We start from the raw sequence: 21703 nt of genomic DNA on the forward strand, positions 1-21703 counted from the left end.
CACTTGGTCTAACTTAGGTCCATTAATCATTAAATATGAAATTCAGACTTTTATTATTCGCAACTGTTTCCTGTCTATCGGTTTGCTGCAGCAAAAAAGAAAATGTCCAACCGGTTTATGACACATCCAAGACATATATCATTACAAATTACGGAGCATCAGGAAACCTTCCTGACAACTCCGCTGCCATCCAAAAAACCATTGACACATGCGCTGCTTCTGGCGGAGGCACCGTTATTGTTCCCGTGGGAACATTCCTGTGCGGCCCTGTTAAAATGAAAAGCAACATTACTCTCAAAATTGAAAACGGAGCAGTATTGAAAGCCTTACCATATCAGTCCTATCCGGGAGCAGGCACACCAACTTTTAAGCCATTTATTGAATGTACCGGTATCAGCCACGCTACAATTACAGGACAAGGTATTATTGAAGGCCAGGGCTCTGATTGGTGGACAGCTTACAGAAATGACAATACGCTTCTGCGTCCTGCAATGATCCGTATGACCAAAAGCACTCATATAACTGTGTCAGACATCACTGTTCAGAATGCACCTGCAGCTCACATTGATATCGATCGTCTTTGCGACAGTGTAAACATTACGCATGTCACAATTAACTCTCCTGCCAATTCCCCTAATACGGATGGTATTGATACCTGGTCTTCCAATATAAATATCACTAATTGTAACATCAATTGCGGAGATGATAATATTGCGATGGACAGTTACAGTGTCAATGTTCATGTTAAGAACTGCATCTTTGGAACAGGGCATGGCTGCTCAGTAGGCAGTTATACAACAGGCGTACATGATCTTTCAATAGACAGTTGCACTTTTAATGGAACCACTAACGGTATCCGTCTAAAATCAAACCGTGGCAGAAGCGGAATAGTAGAAAACATCAGCTACTCTGACATTACTATGAAGAATGTAACTAATGCCTTCATAATAGTGTCTTATTATCCTAAAACGCCCACAAGTCCAGCCATTGACCCTGCTCAGGATGTTACAGCCACAACCCCAGACTACAGGAACATCATATTTAAAAATATAATTGCAGAAGGCAGCGACAGGGCAGGCACCATCTGGGGACTACCTGAACTGCCAATCGGCAGCGTAGTATTTGACAATGTTACTATCAATGCAGGTTCCGGAATGAAGATATATTTTGCTCCGGCAATAGTATTCAAGAACGGGTCTCATATCACAACAACCAAAGGAGACGCCATCATAACAGATAACTCTGCGATTCCGGGTATTAACATAACAACTGGCTCAGCAGAATAAATATAACAGAGGGCATTAAAAAATGCCCTCTTTCTTTTCTATGGCTATGAAAGACTCATTAACACTATGCGAGTGGAACTGCTGATCAATAACAAAAAGACGTTGCAAACATTACCGGGAAGCCAGTCCGACAATCAGAAGCTGCGATAATTTACTTTCATATCTATTTTCTCTGTTACCGGGGGGAGACACATTTCTTCATTACAGGTCTGATATTGGATCATTACTCCAATAACGTACTCTCCATATGGAAGGGATTTTCCATTGGAGCTGAATGCAACTCTGAATTTTTGCATAAACTTTACGTCATCTCCATTGAAAACTTCTGTGGCTCCTTTGGGATGTGAAGGCGGAATAATCGGATCTCCTATCAGTTCAAATCCTTTTGGCAACGTGTATTCTACTTTAGTAGGTATCCATCCTGCAGCTATATTACCTTCCGTATCAGCATAACCATACCATCCCTCTTTAAAATGCAGGTTTACTTCGATCTTTGCTTCCTGTACAGGCTGTATTAGTGCAACTGTCTTTGCTTCATAAGATACAGGGCCTTTCCCCCCTCCTGTTTTAAAGGTTTCATTAACGGGTTCTTTAATTTCTTCTGCAGCAAGCACACCTTTCCGGGCTATCGCTCTTTCCGGGTTCTTTTTGCCGGTCATAACATAAAAGTATCCCCTATGGCGCAAGGTCAGGTATTTATAATCATTCAGCTTGCCGAGATAGAAGCCTTTCATTCCGGGATCAGCATCCACCTTCTTTTTAACAGCCTCCAGGCTTCCCGCCCACTCTATTGCTCTCCCTGCATCCTTCCCGGGAGATTCCAGTTTCAGATCATGCAGATAACTCCAGCTTACAAGAGAATCAATATTAAATCCGTTAATTGTTGGCAGGGAAAGACCTATCACCAGGTCAGGCACTCCGTCATGATTATAATCTGTAACAGCAATATTAGGTTGGCAGCCGGGGAAAGTCTTCTCAGCATCTGCTGCTGTAAACAATGGTTTAGCATCTTCAAAACGTAATCCTTTGTCTGTTTGTACCCCCCGGAAAAAAACTACCGGGTCTTTGGTTTCACGCCTGTCATACAAATGGGTCACCAGCAGGTCCAATACGCCATCTTCATCCCAATCCACAGGGGTAATAAAACTTTTATACACGCCTGAATAGTGAGGGAGCTTATAATTTCTCTTTGCTTTTTCAATTTCCTTTTCTCCTGGTTTCACGACCGATAAAGGTAACCCATCCAGTCCAAGCAGAAATTTTCGCAATCCGAATTTCGGTGCATGTTTTGTGCCAATGTTCAGCGCTACCTTCAGTTCACCGAAGCCGCCCACAAAGAGATCTGCAAGCCCATCTCCATTGAAGTCCGCAAAACCGGCAGAAGTATAATTCCAATACCTAGTGTCCCTGGGATCGAGCTCTGAGCTCCCCATTCCATTATTATCATGGGGATCTTTCGCCAATCCCTCCTGGTCCACAAACTGCCTGGGCTCAAATCCCTTCTTACCACCTCTCCACCAGTTGATCAAGCCCGGGTTATACTGACCGGAGAGCATATCAACATACCCATCGTTATCCAGGTCCACAAAACGTGGGTGAATACCGATGCAACACCACTGATGGGCAGTCATGGTATCACCCTTTATATCTGTTGCGTAAAAATATTTACCTGAGTATTTTGGATGCTTATCTGAACCTTCATTAAGATAGACTTTCACGTATGAACCTTTTTCACCGGTCTCAAACTCGCCCAGCAACAGGTCTGTTTTCCCGTCATGATTCCAGTCATAAAAAGCCGGGTATGCCAACCCATGTTTTTCAGTACGTATCTCCTGTTGCGAGCCTGTAATCAGCATAGGCTGGTCTAATAGAGGCGCACCGGGAATTATATTATTAGTGATTTGCGGAAACTCTGGAAACCCTGTAGATTTCGTATTATCTTCCGGCTTTTGCGCCAGTAATATAAGCGGCAGCGCAGATGCAATAGCTGCAGATACTATCTTTCTCATTTTTTAAGCGGTTTCTTATCTGACAATTGTTGTTGTATTATTATTTCCCGTTATCATTTCCAATATACCTTCGTTCTGAATGATCATCATCCCATGACGATCACTTGTAATGCCAGCTGTAAGTATATAGGGATACCGTGGCACATTCCCTTCCATTAATGTAGGCAGATAAGAGAACTGCAGGTTGGTATGATCCTGAAGAGCCTCTCCTACTTCGATAATATGTGTTGAGATAACAAAGATGCAATTGAGATATTTCGAAAAAGCCGATGTAACGGCTAACGTAGCATCAAATGCGTCTTTTACATTCGTACCTTTGAACAGCTCATCAAAAATGACCACCATGTTCTTTCCATTGCTCACTTCTTCAGCTGCCTGCCTTACGCGGAGCACTTCTGCATAAAAATGACTGTATCCCATATTCAGATTATCAGCAACGTTGATAGAAGAATATACACCGTCCCTGATTGAGAACTCCATATTCTGCGCTGCCACGGGGAAGCCCATATGCGCCAGGTAAACAGCTATACCCAGTGATTTCATGAAAGTGGATTTACCTGCCATGTTAGCCCCGGTAAGGAAAAGGACGTTCTTATCACCATGCAATGAAACAGGATTGCCTACTGCCTTTTCCAGGGCAGGATGCCGTAAAGCAACGGCCCGTAGTATATTTTGCGAAGCCGGCAATGCCTTTGCAAATGAAAAGTGCCTTTCTGCCGCTACGCTTCCGACAGTGGTATATACATCCAGCTCATAGATCCCAATCAGTACCTTCTCCATTTCATGACGGAGCGAATGTCTCAGTATGAAATCGTATTTAGCTACTTTCATCGCAGAGAGTTGCTGCCCCTTCTCCTGACTCAGCCAGAACAGCCTGGGATCTGCCAGTATATTTTTAAGCTGTAAAGCCTGTTCATAATAAGGATCTCCCGGCTTACCATCTAATTGCCGGAGTAATTCTGCCAGCTTAGCGAGCATTTCAATAGTAGCTTCCAGTCCTGAGTAAATAGCCGCAAATTGTTCGTCACGCAGAAATGCTTCCAGTGCTTTCTTACGGAACACCGAAAAGGTAGCCTGTATCCTATTACCCGGTATAACAGCACTGAGATAATCTTCTGCGATGCGGCACACTGCAGGCTGGAATGGAAAAACAAGGTCTTTCTCCCTGAAATACCTGAAAATATCACTACGCCGGTTAATGATATCCGGATCAGTAAGCGGATGCTTAAACATAGCATCAAGCAATCGTTCACCACCTAATGTCTTTACCTTGTTGAAAATACTATAGATGGATTGCGGTTTGTATTTCCCCAACAGGTTCAGGTCTTCTATTGTCTGTTTATCTGCTGCAAAACTCATACAGTTGTTTTTATAACCTCGGGGTGCAATCCGGCCTCCAGCATTTCCAGTATCTTTTCATTATTGACAATGACCATACCGTGCCTGTCGTCAGTGATACCCTCTTTTAACATATAAGTATATACTGGTTGTGTGCCATTCATCCGGGTAGGGAGATAAAGAAAATAAATGTTCCTGCATTTTTCCGCCAGCACACTGCCAGCCTCAATAATATGTGTCGAAATAATGAATATACTATCCCGCTTCGTTGCGAATGCCGATGCAACAGCAATGGTAGCTTCAAAAGCGTCTTTGACATTTGTACCACGGAAAAGTTCGTCAAAAACAATGAAGAGTCTTTTCCCCTGGCCCAGTTCATGCGCTATTTTTTTTAGCCGCAGCACTTCTGCGTAAAAATGACTGGCTCCCATGCCGAGATTATCCGGGAGATTAATAGTGGTATATATACCGTCCAATACATGGAACTGCATTTCAGCAGCTGCTACCGGGAATCCCATGTGAGCAAGCAACAATGCGATACTCAATGATTTCATGAAGGTTGATTTCCCTGCCATATTGGCTCCTGTGAGAAAAACAACATTATTCTCCTGTGTTATCTGTACTGAATTGGGAATTGCATTCTTAATCAGGGGATGATAAACGCCTTCCAGCTTCAAGCCCTGGTTTCCTGCAGGCAATGCTAAGGGGAAAACAAAATTCCGATCTCGCGCAACGCGGGCTACAGCAAGATATACATCCAGCAGATAAACATAATGTAGCAGTTTTCTCATGCTCTCCCGGTAACGGAAGCGAAAAACAGCATCATACTGAGCCATTACTGCATGAGGCAATTTTGCTTTATCGTCCTCCCGTAATACCAGTTCCAGGGCAGGTTCTGAAAGCAATGCTGTTATCTCTTCCCTGTCCGGCCTGTATAATTCAAAGCCGGTTATTTCCGGCGAGTTAATGAATGCGGTTATTCTTTTCAACAAAGATACAAGAGCTATTATCCCTTTATGGATGGCGGCTGTTTCTGCATCCATTGCAATCATATTACTTAATTTTCTGGCTACGGAGTCTTCCTGGGGTAGTAATCTGGTTCTTTCATCCACATTATCCAGGTAAGGCTCTATAGCGTCAAACAACCCGCTTTCCAGAGGGAAGTCAACCTGCTTTTCTGTAAAATACCGGATAATGCCAATTCGCCGGTTAATGGCGTCACTATCAGACAGGGGGCGCCTGAACATATCCTCCAGGATTGCTGCTCCACCGCGTGTGGAGCAGCGATTGAAGATATTGTATACGGCATCTGCTCCATGCCTGCCAAATATGTTTAGATCTTCCAGCGTTTGCTTGTCAGTCGAAAATAACATACCTATTTTCTTTTACGTCTTATCAGCAGAATCGCTCCAAATGCAAGTAATATTACAGGCATTACCCACAAGTAAATGATCCGAAGGAATCCAAGCTGTGCCAGCGTAACTTTCACCCGTTTATCCTGTGGATCAGGGCGACTTGCATCTATGGGGAACTCTCCTCCGCTCATCCAGCGGAACAGGGAAGTACTGAACACGAAATTGATAGTATGGTTACGTCTGAGCTCTTTGTTGCTGAAAAAATCAGCATCACCGGATACCACAATACGCTGCTGTTTTCCGTTGACTGTCCTGGTAAGGGCTGCTATAGTGGTAATGGGACCTATTACATCCCCATCGGCTGCTGAGAACGTAACAGTTCCCATTGTATCCCGTTTTCTTCTGCGCAAAATATCCTCCGCAGAAGCGCCTGTCTCCATCATCTCTTCCATCACCTTATCCATGTCTGCACCGGAGGCTGTGGCATTTACCACATTGTCAACATCCAGCGGTTTGATCCTGTTCCAGGAAGTTTTTGCCGCTGTTTTAGCCAGTGGCTGAACAGCAAATGCTCCATCGGAAGCCCAGGTAATTCCTGCCACGCCGGATAGCGTCAGTTGCTGACTGTCTGCAATGGCTTTTTCAAGCGGTGTATAGAAACTACCAGCACTTTTCTCTACATAAGTCTCCACAAAATTTGGCGCATTATCCTTGCTTTCCTGGATAACAGTGCCATTCATGATCTGTATGCCCAGCTCTTTCAACAAAGGGTTCAATATAGCTTGTTTGCCCGGTTCACCCGCAATAAGCAGGTTACCTCCATTACTTATATATTGTCTCAGCTTATTCATTACAGTATCTGACATCAGGACCCTGGGATCAGCCAGTACTACAGCTGCAATATTCTTTGGTATATCCTGGTATTCCAGTTCAACACTGACAACGTCAAACCCCTGGTTTATCAGCGAATAACGGAATGAGGGCAGGTTGGTAAGTGTTTTATAATCCCGGTCTCCCGTTTTATTCACTCCCCGTTCAAGGTTACCTGTTAAAAAAGCGATCTTTGGTAAACTTACCTGTTGCAGACGCTGTAATGCAGCCGCTACTTCTGTTTCGGTGGGCCAAACTATCATATCGTCGAATACCCGCAGGAAAGTTGTGTGGTCTTTCCATTTCAGCTGCATGACATAACGGTTATTCTCCGGCCTGAGGTCAATTATCTTACGCATCTGCTGAGGTGATAATATTCCTTTTAGCTCCACATCCATTCCTTTTGCATACTGTTCCGCAACATCCCGAAGATTCTTTCCAGGATATCTGTTCCTGCCGGAAATCTCCTCCGTACTATCATAGTAAGTGACTTTTTTAAGAATGATGTTATCCTTAAAACGTGTGTAGTCTTCCCACCTTGCTTTATTAATGTTATAGGAACCGGGATTACCGAGATAAAAATAACGGTCAAGCAAATTAACATAGGCGGTTACCTCTAACGGTTCATCGCCTAAGCCGGCCAGAATCTTTTGTACGCGCGGTGTAAGGGTATTGGATTTATTCAGTGTTGTATCATAATAACCAATCAATCCGGGAATAGAGGATACATAGCCAATAAGTAATGCCGAAGCCATTACAGCTGCATATCTGCTGGCTTTTACAATAGCAGGTTTGGATTCCATTCCGGCCTTCAGTTTATAAATACTGAGGCCCAGGAAAATGTATACGATCACAATGAAGTAAATAACATCTTTAGTGGTGATCAACCCACCTAACATGCTTTGGGTACGGCCATTAATGGAGAAATAATAAGTAAGTTCACGTACAAAATCCACCCTCTGCCAAAGACTGCCGATATAACTAAGAATACCTATCATTACAAAAGTGCTGATAGCTGCTACTACCTGGTAACCAGTAAGACAACTCATAAACAGGCCGATGGCTGAATAAGCGCAAAGCAACAGGTAGAAACCAAACATAGCAGACGTCAGCATCCCCGTTTCGGGGTGCTCTATATGAAACATACCGGATAACAGAAATACACCTACAATGCCAACCAATACAAGACTGTATACCATCATGGCGAGGTATTTCCCGAAAACTATCTCATATACTTTTATAGGAGAGGAATACAACAGCTTAATAGTACCGCTGCTGATTTCGCGGCTAATAAGGCTCATTGTTAACAGTGGTACATACAGGTAGAGGTTCTGCATGATCTTTCCAAAGAGACCTGGCTGGCTCAGATATACCCAATTGGTATAACTCATGAAAAATCCACTTCCTGTACCTGATATCTCCTGCTGACGAGCAAGCATCTGTAGCTGCCCCAGGTATACACTGCCACATTGGATCAGGAATACGATCATCAGGAACCAGGCAATGGGCGAGTAAAACAAAGTACGCAGCTCTGTTCTGGCTATTTTCAGTATAACTTTCATTTGTTTATTGCACTATATTTTAAAATGGGCATGGAGATCTCCGGCATCTTACTGTAAAGGCCGGGTCCACCCTGTTCCGTTTGCCTGCTTAATTGTTTTTGGAAGACAATTGCTTGAAAATCTCGTCCAACGCAGTTTTGTCGAGGGATATTTCACGCAGGCGCCAACCCTTGTTTACACTGGCAGTGATCAGCCGTTCAGCTATCTCCTGATCGCCGTTAAAGTGCACACGTATCTGCCGTTCAGTAAGGAATTCAACCCTGGTCACACCGCTCACCTTCTCCACTTCTTCTACAGCCGGAGGATTCTCCATGTGCATGATCAGACTATGTGGCTCAACATAATTATTGAAAGCATCCATAGTATCAGAGAAAACTATTCGGCCGCTTTCAATCATTTTAATTTCCTTACAAAGCAGTTGTACTTCTGACAGAATATGAGATGAAAAGATCACAGCACGGTCCGCAGCAATCTCCTTAATAAGAGCACGTACTTCTATAATCTGGTTCGGATCCAGCCCGTTGGTAGGCTCATCCAGCACTACCAGTTTAGGGCGGTGGACAATAGCCTGGGCAATACCAACACGTTGCCTGTATCCTCCCGAAAGATTACGGAGTAACCGATGGCCGAAATGATCCACTCCACAACGCTCCTTGGCTTCTTTAACAGCCGGTTTGATCCTGTCTTTCGGCATTCTGCGTAACCCGGCACAATAGTGTAGGTATTCGTCCACTGTAAGGTCCAGGTACAGGGGTGGATTTTGCGGCAAAAAACCTATTTCCTGCTTTGCGAGTTCCGGCGCCTCCCGCATATTGATACCATTGATATAAACACTTCCCATTGTCTGGTTCAGTGCACCACAGAGGATGTTCATTGTAGTGGATTTACCGGCACCATTGGAACCAAGCAATCCCACTATGCCTCTTTTTCCTATTTCCATATTAATGTCACGGATGGCCCAGGAACTGGTATACCTGTGCGACAGCCCTTCGATTTTAACGATCGTTTCCTGCATTTGCTGAATATTGGTTGGTTATGATATCTCTTTTGTGCTATTCTTTCCTGTACTCTTCCAGGCTACTTCTGATCTGTTCGATCATGGGGCCGGCGTTCTTACCTGATTGCCGGGCAATCTGTAATGCCTTCTCCGCATTTTCAACTGCAGCCTTCCTGTTACCAGCTTTATAATAGTTGCCGGCAACCAATTCATAAATGAGGTAATTCTTTTCCTGCCCTGCCTGCTTCATCAATTCTTCAAACAATTGTGTCCTTGTGGCAGATGGACTGATCGTATCATTGCCAAGTAATCTGTTTGTAAAAGCTTTATAATCTGTAATTGTATCCAGGACGAACTTTACCTCTGTCAATGCCTCCATTTTGGACGACATTTTCATCCGCGCATTATATTTTATTGCTGCAAATTTTCCTGTTTCAGCCGGGTATGTTGCCATAAAGAGATCGCACAGATGAATGGTTTTAAGGTATTCCTTCTTTTCATACGCTTTGTTAACATCTGCCTCAGTGATCCTTGGATCTTCCAGCAGTGCCCATACAAGCACAGAGATCTCTTCAGCGGTATGAGGAGTCCAGGCATCCCATTTACCTCGCATAATGCCATCCTTATCTACTACTATTACAGTAGGATTACCTGCATTAAGAGACTTCCCATATTCATTATTATTCAGCGTCATGGGAAAACCGTACTTATGTTCTTTCCAATAAGCAGCAGGGCTTAATCCTTTATTTACCACTGTTTCATTATAGTCCATCCCAATCATCTGGAAATCTTTCCTTTCCTGATATTTCTTCAGGGAGCTGTCCAGCTCTGCTGTAAGCTTACGACAGGGGGCACACCAGGTAGCCCAGAAATCCAGTACCAGTACTTTCCCTTTCATGTCTGCACTTCTTAATATCCGGCCGTCCGGGGTGGGCAGGCTGAAAGCAGGAAGGCGCTCATTCTTATGGGACTTTCCTTCAAAAATATTGCTGGTACAGTATTCATTAAACCTTTTATCCATAGAAGGCCTCACTGTCCTGCTTTGTGCGAATAAAATAACAGGTGCAAGTACTATAGCAATTGCCCAACTGGTAATTTTCATCTTCTTACTATTTAAATTTTGATTTGGCAGGCATGAGATTTCCAGGCAGCCTGCCTGGCAGGCTACCTGAAAATGGTTATGGTGTATGTTGGCTTACTGATCTTTGACAGACATATCATAGATCTGCCCAAAGCCATCAAAGACTTTTTTCAGTGTTGTGGCTCCTGTTACTGTATTTACCGAAAAAGCATATACTTTTCCTTTGCCTTGCTGGTCGACAGTGGCAATTACCATTTGTTTGTTGGAATATTGGTAAGTGGTAGAAGTGGCTGCATATTCATACTTAATAACCTTTACTCCCGTAATTTCCTCGCCGGATGGAACGGTATAGATCGCACTCGCAGTATTTCCACCCTGGTAGAGATACTGATAGAGAGTATTGCCTGTAGCATAATAGACCATATTCAACTCCCTGCCAAAAGCATAAAACTTAATAGAGCCGTATCCAGGCAGATTTTCCATAGGATATTTTCCTACTGAAACCTGTGATGCGTCTGTAGCCCAAAAGTTGAATTCAGCCAGGTAGTCATTGCCAGTTGTTGCATCTTTCAACACAGCAAGTGTGTTATAGGTCCTGCCCCGGATATCCATATACACCAGCTTTGCCTTCATATTATTTGGTTGCAGATCCACACCTGAAACAGTATTATCCGGGAACTTATTAATATTTGTTGTTCCGCTTCCATATGTAGAATACAGGAAAGCCTTGCTGATGGTGTCAAACGCAACTACCCCTCTGCTTGGCCCACCGGTAAAACCTGCGCTTCCAACCAACGCCACATAAGGAGCGGCATAATAGGTAAAATCGGTATTGGACAATGGTCCTACAAAGTTACCGTAAAACACACGGCCATCATCCACCATTGCCTTAGACTGATTGGTACCGAACTGCGTATAATATCCTGGTTTTCCTGAAGCCAAAGAAGGGAGAGCAAACAATGCAGAATAATCCCCCAACTTCTCCATCCGCAGGTAAGCGGTCCTGATATTCACTTTATCAGTAAATATGTATACGTTGCTTGTACCAAAAATAGAGGAGCCAAATGTGGAGACAACCCCCACCTTTTCAACCTGCTTTCCAACGCCTGGAATCTTCTCTCCATTGTTAAATGAAGAATAAAAACCCGGGGTTACTTTAGTGGTAACTGTTTGTGTTGCCTTAGGCATAAAGAAATTATCTTCAATCAGACCAACATCACACTGAGTACCATCCCCATGTAATACCATAAGACCTATGTAATTGGCTGTTACCACTGTCATGGTGACAATACGGGAATAGGTCATTGCTGCATCAGGATCTGCTGTATCGCTTTTAAGGGACCTATTGGAAACTCCCAGCCGAAGGTTGTAAATACCTGTAGCTTTTACATATTGATCCGCCCCTACCTTATAAGCAAGTCGCTTGCCCTGCTGAAAATGTACGAACCTTCCAACGGAATTATCCCACATTTGCCACTCATAGGACAGGTCTTCTATGTTTCCGCTGTAAGAAATAACCGGATCAATAATCAGGCTGTCTACAGTATAGACCTTGGTATAAGAGGTTAAATACGAATTTGTATCGATTACAACTACAGGTGGAAGCGGTGCATAATCATAGTTCCCTTTATCTTTATAACAGGCCTGAAGGGTCAGGAAAAAGAGACCTGCCAGTAAAAGATATTTATATCTGGACAAAATTGTTGTCATGAGCTTATCATTTTAATCTGTTTGTGTATACAATTAACCATCAATCCAGCTCACATCCCAGTTAATGGGGCCATACTCATCGGACAACGGTTCTGTATGGGTTTGATTATATTCTATGGTCGCCGCTTTAAGCAGATAGATCACAACGGAAAAATCAAGCCCTACTCCACCAGTATATTGATTTGGCGCCAGGGTGGAACCCATTACATCAATATAAAATCGCATCCTGGTATCCGAGTAATTGAACAAATAGAAATAAGAGTCCCACCAGTCCGGCTTTTCCACCTTATCGGAGAATGTCAATTTGTGCTGAGTGTGCGGAGGGAAATCGGCTGCTTTGATATCATCAGAGTTCTTCAAACCAAGCCATATTTTTTTATTCTTAGTAAGGAGATCAGTAGTACGATTCAAAACCACCTTTACAGAAACAAAATTGGAATCCTTCTGCAGCACAACAGGCTTCAGAACAGTATAGTCTTTACCTTCTACCGCATCACCACTGTCAACTGTCACATTGAGCGTTCTATCCTTCTCTGATAACTTACCGATCAGTTTCACCCTGACAATGACGGTATCTGTTATAACACTACTTTTCTTATCTACAAAAGTATAGTTGGTGCTATCTTCAGTAAAATAGACTGAATCTTCCGATCCATACGTCATAATGTCCTTTTTACAGGAGCCCAGCAACAGTACAACAAGTAATGCCGTGGATATATATCTTAATATTGACTTCATATGACTATCTTTTTTTATTAGTTACTATCTGCCACCATAGATGTATTCATTATCCGGCATATCAAATACATACCAGGCAATATTGGTAAACCTGGGAGAATAAGGCAATACTGAATAGTTCAGACGCTTATAGAAATACCACAGTTGTCCTTCGCCTATAAATTCTTTTTGATATTCCTTCTGAATCTCGGCCATCAGGGTTGCGGGAGTATTGATGGCATCCGCTGTTAAAGGGCTCAGTTTGCGCGCCTGCCTCACAACATTGAGCCAATTCAGTCCTTCCGAAACACCAGCCTCACATTCGGCGGCTATATAATACATCTCGGATATGCGGATCACAGGAACCTGGTATTTGAACCATGTTGATGTTGCATCGTCCTGGTACAATTTGGTAGTAAAAAAACTGCTGTTATATGTAGTAAACAAATACTGATTACGAGGATCTACCGTGCTGTTCTCATAAATCTTATTCCTTACCGTATTGGTTGTAACAAGCAGGTTACCAGGAGTGGCTGCTCCTGCAGAGGAGAGATAAAACGGTACATCATTAGCAAGTCCTCTCACATTTAGTGCAAATATGTGCTCTGTCGTAAATGTTCTGTCTTTATTGGCAGCACCTGCAGTGTTAATGGCCGTCAGGTTTGCATCCAATACCCAAGGGAACCGGGATGCCTGTTCTGCGATAAGTTCTTTTGCATATCTGAGCGCATTAGCTTTATCCCCCTTCCATAAATATGCCCGGGCTAAAGCTGCTTTCACAGCATAATAGTTAAAATGGTATCTTCTGTTATGATAAGGCGCCAGCGCTGCTGTGGCAACGGACGAAGCCAGTATCGGCGAGGGGGTAGCGCCTGTTCTGACAGGATCGTTTTCCAGCAATACCAACGCCGTTTGTAGTTCGTTGATTATCCTGTTACTTGCTTCTTCTACAGTTAGAAGCCGGCTTACCAGGGATGAAAGTGTATCAACAAAAGGTATGGATTTGCTGGCAAGGCCTACCTGAGCGCTGGAACCGTAAAGGCGTAACAGATCCAGATGTAGAAAGGCGCGTAATCCTATTGTCTCTCCTTTCAGTACAGCATAATTATCGCCGGAGAATATCGATTTACTTCCGTCGATGTAATCGAGGATGCTGTTCAGGTTCGCTACCTGGTTATACATGCCTATCCACATTGAATCGACAACTGCTACACATTCATCACTCCTGCTGGCATTATCTCTCTTATACGGAAAGTTGTTGTAAAAACTATAATACAATGTGCTTCCTACGGAAGCAGGGTTATAATATCCTGCCAATACATCCAGCGTACCGTAGGTCATTTCCCTACCATAAAGCGCAGGAGTGGTCAGGTTCCCGTATACACCAGCCAGGGCATCCCTGTACCCTTCTTCCTTCTTAAACAGCTCTGCACGATCCAGGCGGGTAGATGGTTGCACATCCAACCACTTCTTACATGAAGGCATGCCGAAGATTATCAGCAACAGCAGTATTGTACCAGATATATTGAAGTTTCTGCTTTTCATTGTATTCTCCTTTAAAAAGTGGTTTGTAACGAGAATGAGTAATTACGGGCAAAGGGATAAGTAGTTCCACGTTCTGTTGTAATAGAAGATATCCTCAACAACTCATTAGTATAGAAAGTGAATCTCAGCCTGTCCATACCAAGCTTCTGAAGCAATCTTCTGTCTAAGACATCATAACTGAGATTGATGGTTGAGAAATAAAGTTCACTGTTCTCCTGTATAAAACGGGAAGTAGGTTTGGTATAAGATATCTGATTAACAGCAGAACTTACCTGCGGCTTTCTATAAATGGCTACATCACCTGTTTTTGTCCAGGCGTTCTTAATGCGTCTGTCAAGATTCATTCTTCCATTTATATTCTCTACCCGTTCTACCAGTGTAGAGTTATACAACTGCCCCCCTATCCTGTAGGAACAGATCAATGAAAGATTAAACCCTTTATAACCTGCATTAATACCATATGTTCCGTATATTTTGGCTTCAGTATCTCCGGCAATAACAAGGTCGTTGGCAGACCAGGTATATGTAAGCTTACCATCTTTGGTCATAAAGAGCTCATTTCCTGAAGAAGGATCAATACCCAGCGATTTCATGGCCCATATGGCAGTCATAGACTGCCCCTCATAATAACGTGCTACTGGCCTGGTATAAAGCACATTTTCATCAGTCACTTTACTATCTTGTGTTTCATTGTAACTCCTGAAAGCATCGGCAATATCCTGCAGTTTATTTTTATTGCGGGTGCCGGTTACAGAAACGTTCAGATATGCCCTGTTCTTTGCGTTATTGAACACCTGGTACCGTAGGGCAATCTCGGTACCTGTATTAACTGTTTTACCAATATTAGCCCTAAAGGTGTTGAACCCAAATGAAGGAGGAGCTGAAATGTCCTGCAGAAGATTGGAAGTAACCCTTCTGTAAACATCTACCCGAACGGAGAGTTTATTTTTAAAAACAGCCAGATCCACCCCACCATTATAATCCAGGTTCTTCTGCCAGCTCAGGTTCGGATTGGGCAAAGCCATTAGTGTGGCACCTTTGATACCATCATATACAATGCCTGAATAGTTGTAAGTAGCAAGTGTCAGATAAGAATCTGCATTCTGGGAACCTGTATATCCCATAGACCCTCTGAGCCTGAATTGCTGAAACAATCCGGACCTTTTCAGGAACAGTTCATTATGAAGATTCCATCCTATACCGAGAGACCAGAAATCTCCCCACCTGCTGTTAGCCCCATAAATAGAAGAGCCGTTAGTTCTGTAGGAGGCATCAAATAAAAAGCGGTTGTCATAAGCATAGTTCATTATTCCAACCACACCTATGCTTCGGGTATGATTATCGTTCCCTCCGGGAGCAGAAGCCCTCTGATAATAGCTGGCCATGGAAATGTCAGATACGTTATCGCTGCCGAATCCTTCTGCGACGAATGTATTGATATTGCTTTTAATATCGTTTATGTTCATAGTGACGTTAGCCAGGAGGAAGTGTCTGCCGGTAATATAAGTATAGTCTGCTCCGATATTAGATTCAATAGACTGGCTGGAACCATAGCTCTTAATCCATTGCCCTTTATAGTTGATCAGTCCATTGTCCTGTGTATAGCCAGTAAAGTCTGTATGACCTGGCGGACGGAAATTGTCGGATCCGTTTTTCTGATAGGTATAGCCGATACTTCCTTTGAATCTAAGACCTTTCCTGGCGTTCCATTCAACATAAAAATTATCTATCACCTGGGTATAGCTGTTCTTATTAATTACATTCAGCGTAGCATTATAGAGGGGATTATAAGTAGGGTCCCAGTAAGTTGAGTCTGCTGCAGTTGGATAGAAACCTGCAATTCTTTTAACATTACCATTTTCATCATATGGTGTCCAGTAAGGATTCAGTTTAATATAATCGGAGAAGTTACCGTATGGAGAATTATGACCTGTATTCTGGGCTATGTCCATAGAGTTTCTGAATAACAGGTTCCTGTAACGATATGACAAGGTAGTATTCCCGGAATAGGTTTTACGGTCAGAACCTTTCATTGCCCCGGTTATGCCATTATAAAAAAAAGTGGCGCCATAACGCATATAATCATCGCCACCTTCCAGGAACACAGAATGCCTCTGACCAACACCGGTTTGTAACGGTTTGGACAACCAGTATGTATTGACGCCTCTTAAATAAACATCCTGGTACCGCTGATTATAAACTTTTTCCCTTGCTGTGGCTGTAGCTGCATCCCAGCCAGCGATATACATATCATGGTCCTTCTCAAATTGCAGTTTCTCTTTGGCATTCATGAGGTTATAGCCGGTAAGATCTGGCGCTTCTATGTTAATGTTACTGGTATAACTCAAACGCAGCTTTCCTCTTTGTGGTTGTATTGTTTCAATAACCACGACACCGTTACCTGCTTTAGCTCCATAAATGGCCTTGGCAGCCGCATCCTTTAACAATGTGATGCTTTTGATGCGGTTCATATCCAGGTCATAAACCCTTTGTAAAGTAGTCTCAAAACCATCCAGGATAAAAAGCGGTTGGTTGGGATTACCGCTGTACGTACCGGTCAGGTCCGGCATAGCAGACCGTCCTCTCATTACGATCTCAGGCATCCTGTTAGGATCAGAGCCCATTTCCAGGTTCTCCACCAACCTAAAAGAGGGATCAATATTTTTTAAACTCTGCAGAACATTCTGGTTACCTGCCTTGAAAAGCTCCTCTTTGGTCACTGTAATGGCGGAACCGGTAAAACTTTCTGCTTTCCGGGTTACAATACCCGTAGCAACAACGTCTTTCAAAGCTGTAACACTTTCCTTCAGCTCAATTAAAATACCGGCAGATGACCGTACGCGATACTGCTGCTTCTCATAACCTATTGAGGTTACTTCCAATACATCACCAGCATTAACCCATAATATAAAATTTCCTTTCTCATTGGTAGTAACACCTTTCCCGGAACCTTTCACAATAACTGTTGCCAGGGCAACAGGCTCTCCGTTTGCGTTCACCACCCGACCAGTTACCCTAAGATCAGAAACAATGGTATCTCCATCAGACAGCTGGCGTTCAGAAGGAATAACCGGCGTTTTTTTCTGTTCCAGTACAATAGTTTTACCTTCAATGGACCAGTTAAATGGCTGATCTTTAAATGCCCTGGAAAGAAATTCGCGGATGGACATATCTTTAGCCTCCACGTTAATTCTCCTGGCATCTGCCAGGACACGTTTCTGGTAAAGGAAAATATATCCCGTTTGCTTTTGTACAGAAGATATCACATCTTCAACAGGTGCACTCTTTGCAGATATAGAGACAGTTTGGGCAGCTGCCAGTGTAGTAATAATACACAGCAGCGCTGTCAAAAACGTTGCAGGAAATCGCATAGACGAATAAATTTTGGTTGCCGGTTCAGGTCTTTTGATGCCTTCCCGGATAGCATAGCGATCCTATTTCAGGACCCAGATAATAATGTTGTTGATATTCATCAGAAACTTTGAATGGTTGATATTCATGTAAGCATAAATGAAAAATTTAAAATGAATGAATTGGTTGATTGTCCCCCTGATGCCTGTTTAAGGCTTTTGATAATGGTTGGTTTTTGGTTTTTACGCAATATTAATGTTGAACGTTTCAGGCAAAAGGAACCCTCTGCATACACGACATATGCAAACAATGCGGGCAAAAGATCCCTTGTTCAACTAAGAAACGTTGAACCGGTTGCTCACTTTTCCTGAAACTTTCCAGTAATTATGTCCCCTCTCCTGTACTTTATCTCACACCATTGGTTAATCCTGTTCCTGACGAATGCATTTATTTTGTTACAATCAGTTTCCTGCCTTCTACCCGGCAGTTTATATTAATCTTCTTTAAGATATTGATAACCTGGGGAAGCGAGAGATTCCTGTCTAATCCACCCATTATCTCACCAGGTTCAGGTATTGTCTCAAACTCCACCTCCAGATCGTACCATCTCCCTATTTCACGCATGATTGCTGATACTGAGTGGCCACTAAAATTAAACAAGCCATTCTTCCATGCAATTACCTGGTCAATATCGGCATCTTCAATTACTTTTATCCTTGTTCCATGATCAATCTTCGCCTGCTGACCAGGTTTTAACAAATAAGAGGCAGTATTTGCATTTACCTGGATAGCTCCTGATAACAATGTTGTTTTCACATATCCATCATCATTATAAGCATTGATATTAAAATCGGTGCCTAGTACCTTTATCTCTGATTTATCGTTCACTTTAACTATAAAAGGCTTCTGAGCATTCTTAGCCACCTCAAAATACAATTCGCCTGACACAGACACTTCTCTCATACTTCCCACGAACGCTGTGGGATAAGTAATGGAAGATTCAGCATTGAGCCAAACATGTGTCCCATCCGGCAACACCAGCGTAAATACTCTACCGCGGGGCGTGATAATAGTATTTTTGCTGGAAATGCTTGCGCCAACGGCATTATAAGCCAGCTCATCATTATTTAATATTACCTCAGCTCCGTTCTGAACTGCAATTCGTCCCTTGGCTAAACTATCCAATTGTATTTGTCTACCATCTGCAAGCGTCAGAATGGCGCCCTTTTTCCCCGGAACAATATCCGGGGATACTAAGGTTTCACCCATTTGCCTATCTTTATTCTTATTTAACGTAAAGAGGTATAAACCTGCTCCTCCCAGCAGAAGAAAAACTGCTGCATAGCGAAGCCAGTATATATAACGGCGGGGCTTTAAATGATGAAGGACTTCTATCTTTTCAGTATTGTCCTCATCCAACGCATTTAACTCTTTTTCAAGTTTATCACGAAAACCAACTGTTATCTCTCCCAGATTTTTATATTTTTCCGGGATATTACGGCAGGCGGCAATAGTTTCCTCAAACTCCTCTACGTCCACTCTCTCCAGCCACAGGTTCAGCTCATCACTCTCCTTCTGGGCTATTACCCCATTCAAATGTTGCTCAAGTAATATTACTATTCGTGTCCGTTCCATAATAGCTGTATAAATAAGAGACGTTCCTAAAAGGAAAAAGATACCCCCCCTTTAAAAAAAAACAAAAAAATAATGATAGCTCCTTAAAATGGACCTGTCAAATGCAAGGTATAACAGAGTAGTATTAACAGAATATCGCCATGGGTATTGAGGAAATTCCTGATAAAATGGTTCGCTTCATAAAGTTGCTTCTTAACTGTGGTTAAACTTAACTGCATCCTGTCGGCAATTTCCTTTGCTGTTAATTCTTCTTCAGCGTTTAATAGAAAGATCTTCCTTCTCCGTTCCGGCATAGCATCAATGGCTTTGCGGGCAAGGTCATGGTATTCCTTCAACAATACGTCCTGGAAAATATTGTCTGAAGATATCTCATTATCCAGCGCCTGTTCATTCATAGATATTATCCTGTCCCTCTTTCTTATCGTATCAATAAGCCTGTTTTTAACCATACGCAACATAAAGGACTCAAGGGATTTTATCCCTACCAGGGTGTGCCTTTTGATCCAAAGCTTTACAAATACGTCCTGGAGGATTTCTTCAGCAACGGTCTCTGAGCGGGAAGCAACCAATAAATAGCGGAATAATCTGGGGTACAGGAAAGTATACAATGAAGCAAAAGCATCTCTATCATCCGCCGCAATCCGCTCAAGTAAATCTCTGTTGCTATTTGGCTCGTTGTTAATCAACTGACAATATAATATTATATGTTTAGGAGAAAAGACAGTTTACAATCCTCAATCTAATAGAGGACTCAACAGTTTAGGCAGGGTGTAAGATAACATTTTTTTACTGTAATTCATGCTTAGGGATAGAGAATCAGCCTCTATCCAAAACAAAGAACGTAACAATAACCGAGAGGTTTTTTAATCCAGATTAAAAAATGCGGGGGTCAGTTCATATATGGCAGTCGGTTCTATTTTTCCTTTTAATGACAGTTCTGCTGTAAGATCTGCTCTGTACCTGTCCGAATCCTGCAACCAACCGGCAACCACAGAAGAGATCAGTACATCTTTATTCAGTGAGCTGCATTGGCCCATAATACGGGCACAGGTGTTTAACACATCTCCATGGTAAACGATATCCTTTTTTATAGTACGTATTTCTGTTACAGTGACAAATCCGCTGTGAATAGCTGCTTTAAAACGGGGTGTTTCTCCAAACTCATTTAAAAAATGGGGTTTATTATGCTGCAATCTCTCCTGGAAATCAAAATAAAAATGAACGGGAGCAAGCGTTTTCCGAGCACCTTTTGAAGGCCATAGTAATACCGCTTCATCGCCCACAAACTGGTATATAGTTGCGTTATATTTATATATACTGTCTGTTAGTATCTGAAAACTATTTTCAATAAAACGGCTGTATTGAATATGCCCCATTCTTTCTGCTATAGTAGTAGAAGAACGCAGGTCTATAAAAAGGAAAGTGAGATCTTCTTCTGCCGGTTTATCATATCTGCCTAAAAGCGCTCCTACAATGGCCTGCGCTCCAAGATATTCATATACCGTTATAAACATGTTAAGCAAAATACTGAACAGGAGAAGATAAAGTAATATAGAAAGAAAAAGTTCTGTTTCGAGAAAATCCGGAATCGTATGTAAAGCTGTCATTAAGGCCAGCTTCTCTACAAACAACTGAAAACATACATATACTAATACACAACCTGTTATTATCAGCAAAACAATAAGGGCGTACTTACAGATCACAAATTGTACAATGGAATAGTTTTTCCATTTACTGAAGACCTTCAGCTCTAACAACGCGATACCCAAGGCCGTGATAACTCCCATACTGACAGATAATGGCAACAGGGATTCCTGTGCATCAGCATTTACTTCATTCAGCTCTTTTAATCCGAGTAATTTCAAAAAAGCAAAGGCTGCCATACCTATCACATAGGCTACGATAAGGGCTATTAAATAGACCCTGTTCATTTTCCTGGAATATTCGTTCATTTATATAATTATTCATTCCAGGGGCGAAGAAAATAATTGCGGAGGATTTTTTTTTTAATCTGGATTAAAAAATCGGGTATAAACTTATCTTCTTCCTCTTATTACACTAAGAGTTTGCTGTGTTATTCCAAGATAAGAGATAAAATAGCCAAGCGGAGCTCTGAGCAGTCAAGGATGAAAAATACTACTGAAAACGTTGGCTCAGACACATAAGAAACACCGGTACAAGAATATACCGGTGTTAACCTAAACCTACAACTGTTAACTGGCAATAGAAAAATCCATTGCCTTCTAT

Annotated in this window: 14 protein-coding genes; 1 reads left to right on the forward strand and 13 read right to left on the reverse strand. The window is 42.5% G+C overall.

Annotated elements, in window-relative coordinates:
- Nucleotides 1-35: 35 nt before the first annotated feature.
- Nucleotides 36-1286: a glycoside hydrolase family 28 protein gene (locus GO493_RS11065; RefSeq protein WP_157306226.1), complete on the forward strand. Its 1251-nt coding sequence runs from the start codon at nucleotides 36-38 to the stop codon at nucleotides 1284-1286.
- A 134-nt stretch (nucleotides 1287-1420) separates the two neighbouring features.
- On the opposite strand, the gene GO493_RS11070 is transcribed toward GO493_RS11065, so the two are convergent.
- From GO493_RS11070 to GO493_RS11130, 13 genes are all read right to left on the reverse strand, one after another.
- Nucleotides 1421-3295 carry an FG-GAP repeat domain-containing protein gene (locus GO493_RS11070; RefSeq protein WP_157306227.1) on the reverse strand — a complete coding sequence of 625 codons (1875 nt, stop codon included), beginning with the start codon at nucleotides 3293-3295 and terminating at the stop codon, nucleotides 1421-1423.
- Nucleotides 3296-3310: 15 nt separating this feature from the next.
- Nucleotides 3311-4654, reverse strand: coding sequence for a MutS-related protein (locus GO493_RS11075; RefSeq protein ID WP_157306228.1), 1344 nt, complete (start codon nucleotides 4652-4654; stop codon nucleotides 3311-3313).
- On the reverse strand, nucleotides 4651-6006 hold the full coding sequence (locus GO493_RS11080) for a MutS-related protein (protein ID WP_157306229.1): 1356 nt from the start codon (nucleotides 6004-6006) through the stop codon (nucleotides 4651-4653). Before GO493_RS11080 ends, GO493_RS11075 begins: the two co-directional genes overlap by 4 nt.
- A 2-nt stretch (nucleotides 6007-6008) precedes the next feature.
- Complete coding sequence (locus GO493_RS11085) at nucleotides 6009-8420, reverse strand: Gldg family protein (RefSeq protein WP_157306230.1); 2412 nt, start codon at nucleotides 8418-8420, stop codon at nucleotides 6009-6011.
- 88 nt (nucleotides 8421-8508) lie between these two features.
- The gene (locus GO493_RS11090) at nucleotides 8509-9435 is read right to left on the reverse strand and encodes an ABC transporter ATP-binding protein (protein ID WP_157306231.1); all 927 of its coding nucleotides are present in this window, start codon (nucleotides 9433-9435) and stop codon (nucleotides 8509-8511) included.
- Nucleotides 9436-9472: 37 nt separating this feature from the next.
- Nucleotides 9473-10519 carry a TlpA family protein disulfide reductase gene (locus tag GO493_RS11095; protein ID WP_157306232.1) on the reverse strand — a complete coding sequence of 349 codons (1047 nt, stop codon included), beginning with the start codon at nucleotides 10517-10519 and terminating at the stop codon, nucleotides 9473-9475.
- Nucleotides 10520-10612: 93 nt separating this feature from the next.
- Nucleotides 10613-12208, reverse strand: coding sequence for a PKD-like family lipoprotein (locus GO493_RS11100; RefSeq protein WP_157306233.1), 1596 nt, complete (start codon nucleotides 12206-12208; stop codon nucleotides 10613-10615).
- 33 nt (nucleotides 12209-12241) lie between these two features.
- A complete protein-coding gene (locus GO493_RS11105) occupies nucleotides 12242-12946 on the reverse strand; it encodes a DUF4843 domain-containing protein (RefSeq protein WP_157306234.1) in 705 nt (234 codons plus the stop codon).
- A 24-nt stretch (nucleotides 12947-12970) separates the two neighbouring features.
- A complete protein-coding gene (locus GO493_RS11110) occupies nucleotides 12971-14470 on the reverse strand; it encodes a RagB/SusD family nutrient uptake outer membrane protein (RefSeq protein WP_157306235.1) in 1500 nt (499 codons plus the stop codon).
- 11 nt (nucleotides 14471-14481) lie between these two features.
- The gene (locus GO493_RS11115) at nucleotides 14482-17841 is read right to left on the reverse strand and encodes a SusC/RagA family TonB-linked outer membrane protein (protein ID WP_157306236.1); all 3360 of its coding nucleotides are present in this window, start codon (nucleotides 17839-17841) and stop codon (nucleotides 14482-14484) included.
- Nucleotides 17842-18268: 427 nt separating this feature from the next.
- Complete coding sequence (locus GO493_RS11120) at nucleotides 18269-19456, reverse strand: FecR family protein (RefSeq protein WP_157306237.1); 1188 nt, start codon at nucleotides 19454-19456, stop codon at nucleotides 18269-18271.
- Nucleotides 19457-19539: 83 nt separating this feature from the next.
- A complete protein-coding gene (locus GO493_RS11125; protein WP_157306238.1) occupies nucleotides 19540-20142 on the reverse strand; it encodes an RNA polymerase sigma factor in 603 nt (200 codons plus the stop codon).
- Between the two features lie 177 nt (nucleotides 20143-20319).
- Nucleotides 20320-21408 carry an adenylate/guanylate cyclase domain-containing protein gene (locus tag GO493_RS11130; RefSeq protein WP_157306239.1) on the reverse strand — a complete coding sequence of 363 codons (1089 nt, stop codon included), beginning with the start codon at nucleotides 21406-21408 and terminating at the stop codon, nucleotides 20320-20322.
- Nucleotides 21409-21703 lie beyond the last annotated feature (295 nt).

This window comes from Chitinophaga tropicalis, assembly GCF_009758205.1.
Lineage (GTDB): Bacteria > Bacteroidota > Bacteroidia > Chitinophagales > Chitinophagaceae > Chitinophaga > Chitinophaga tropicalis.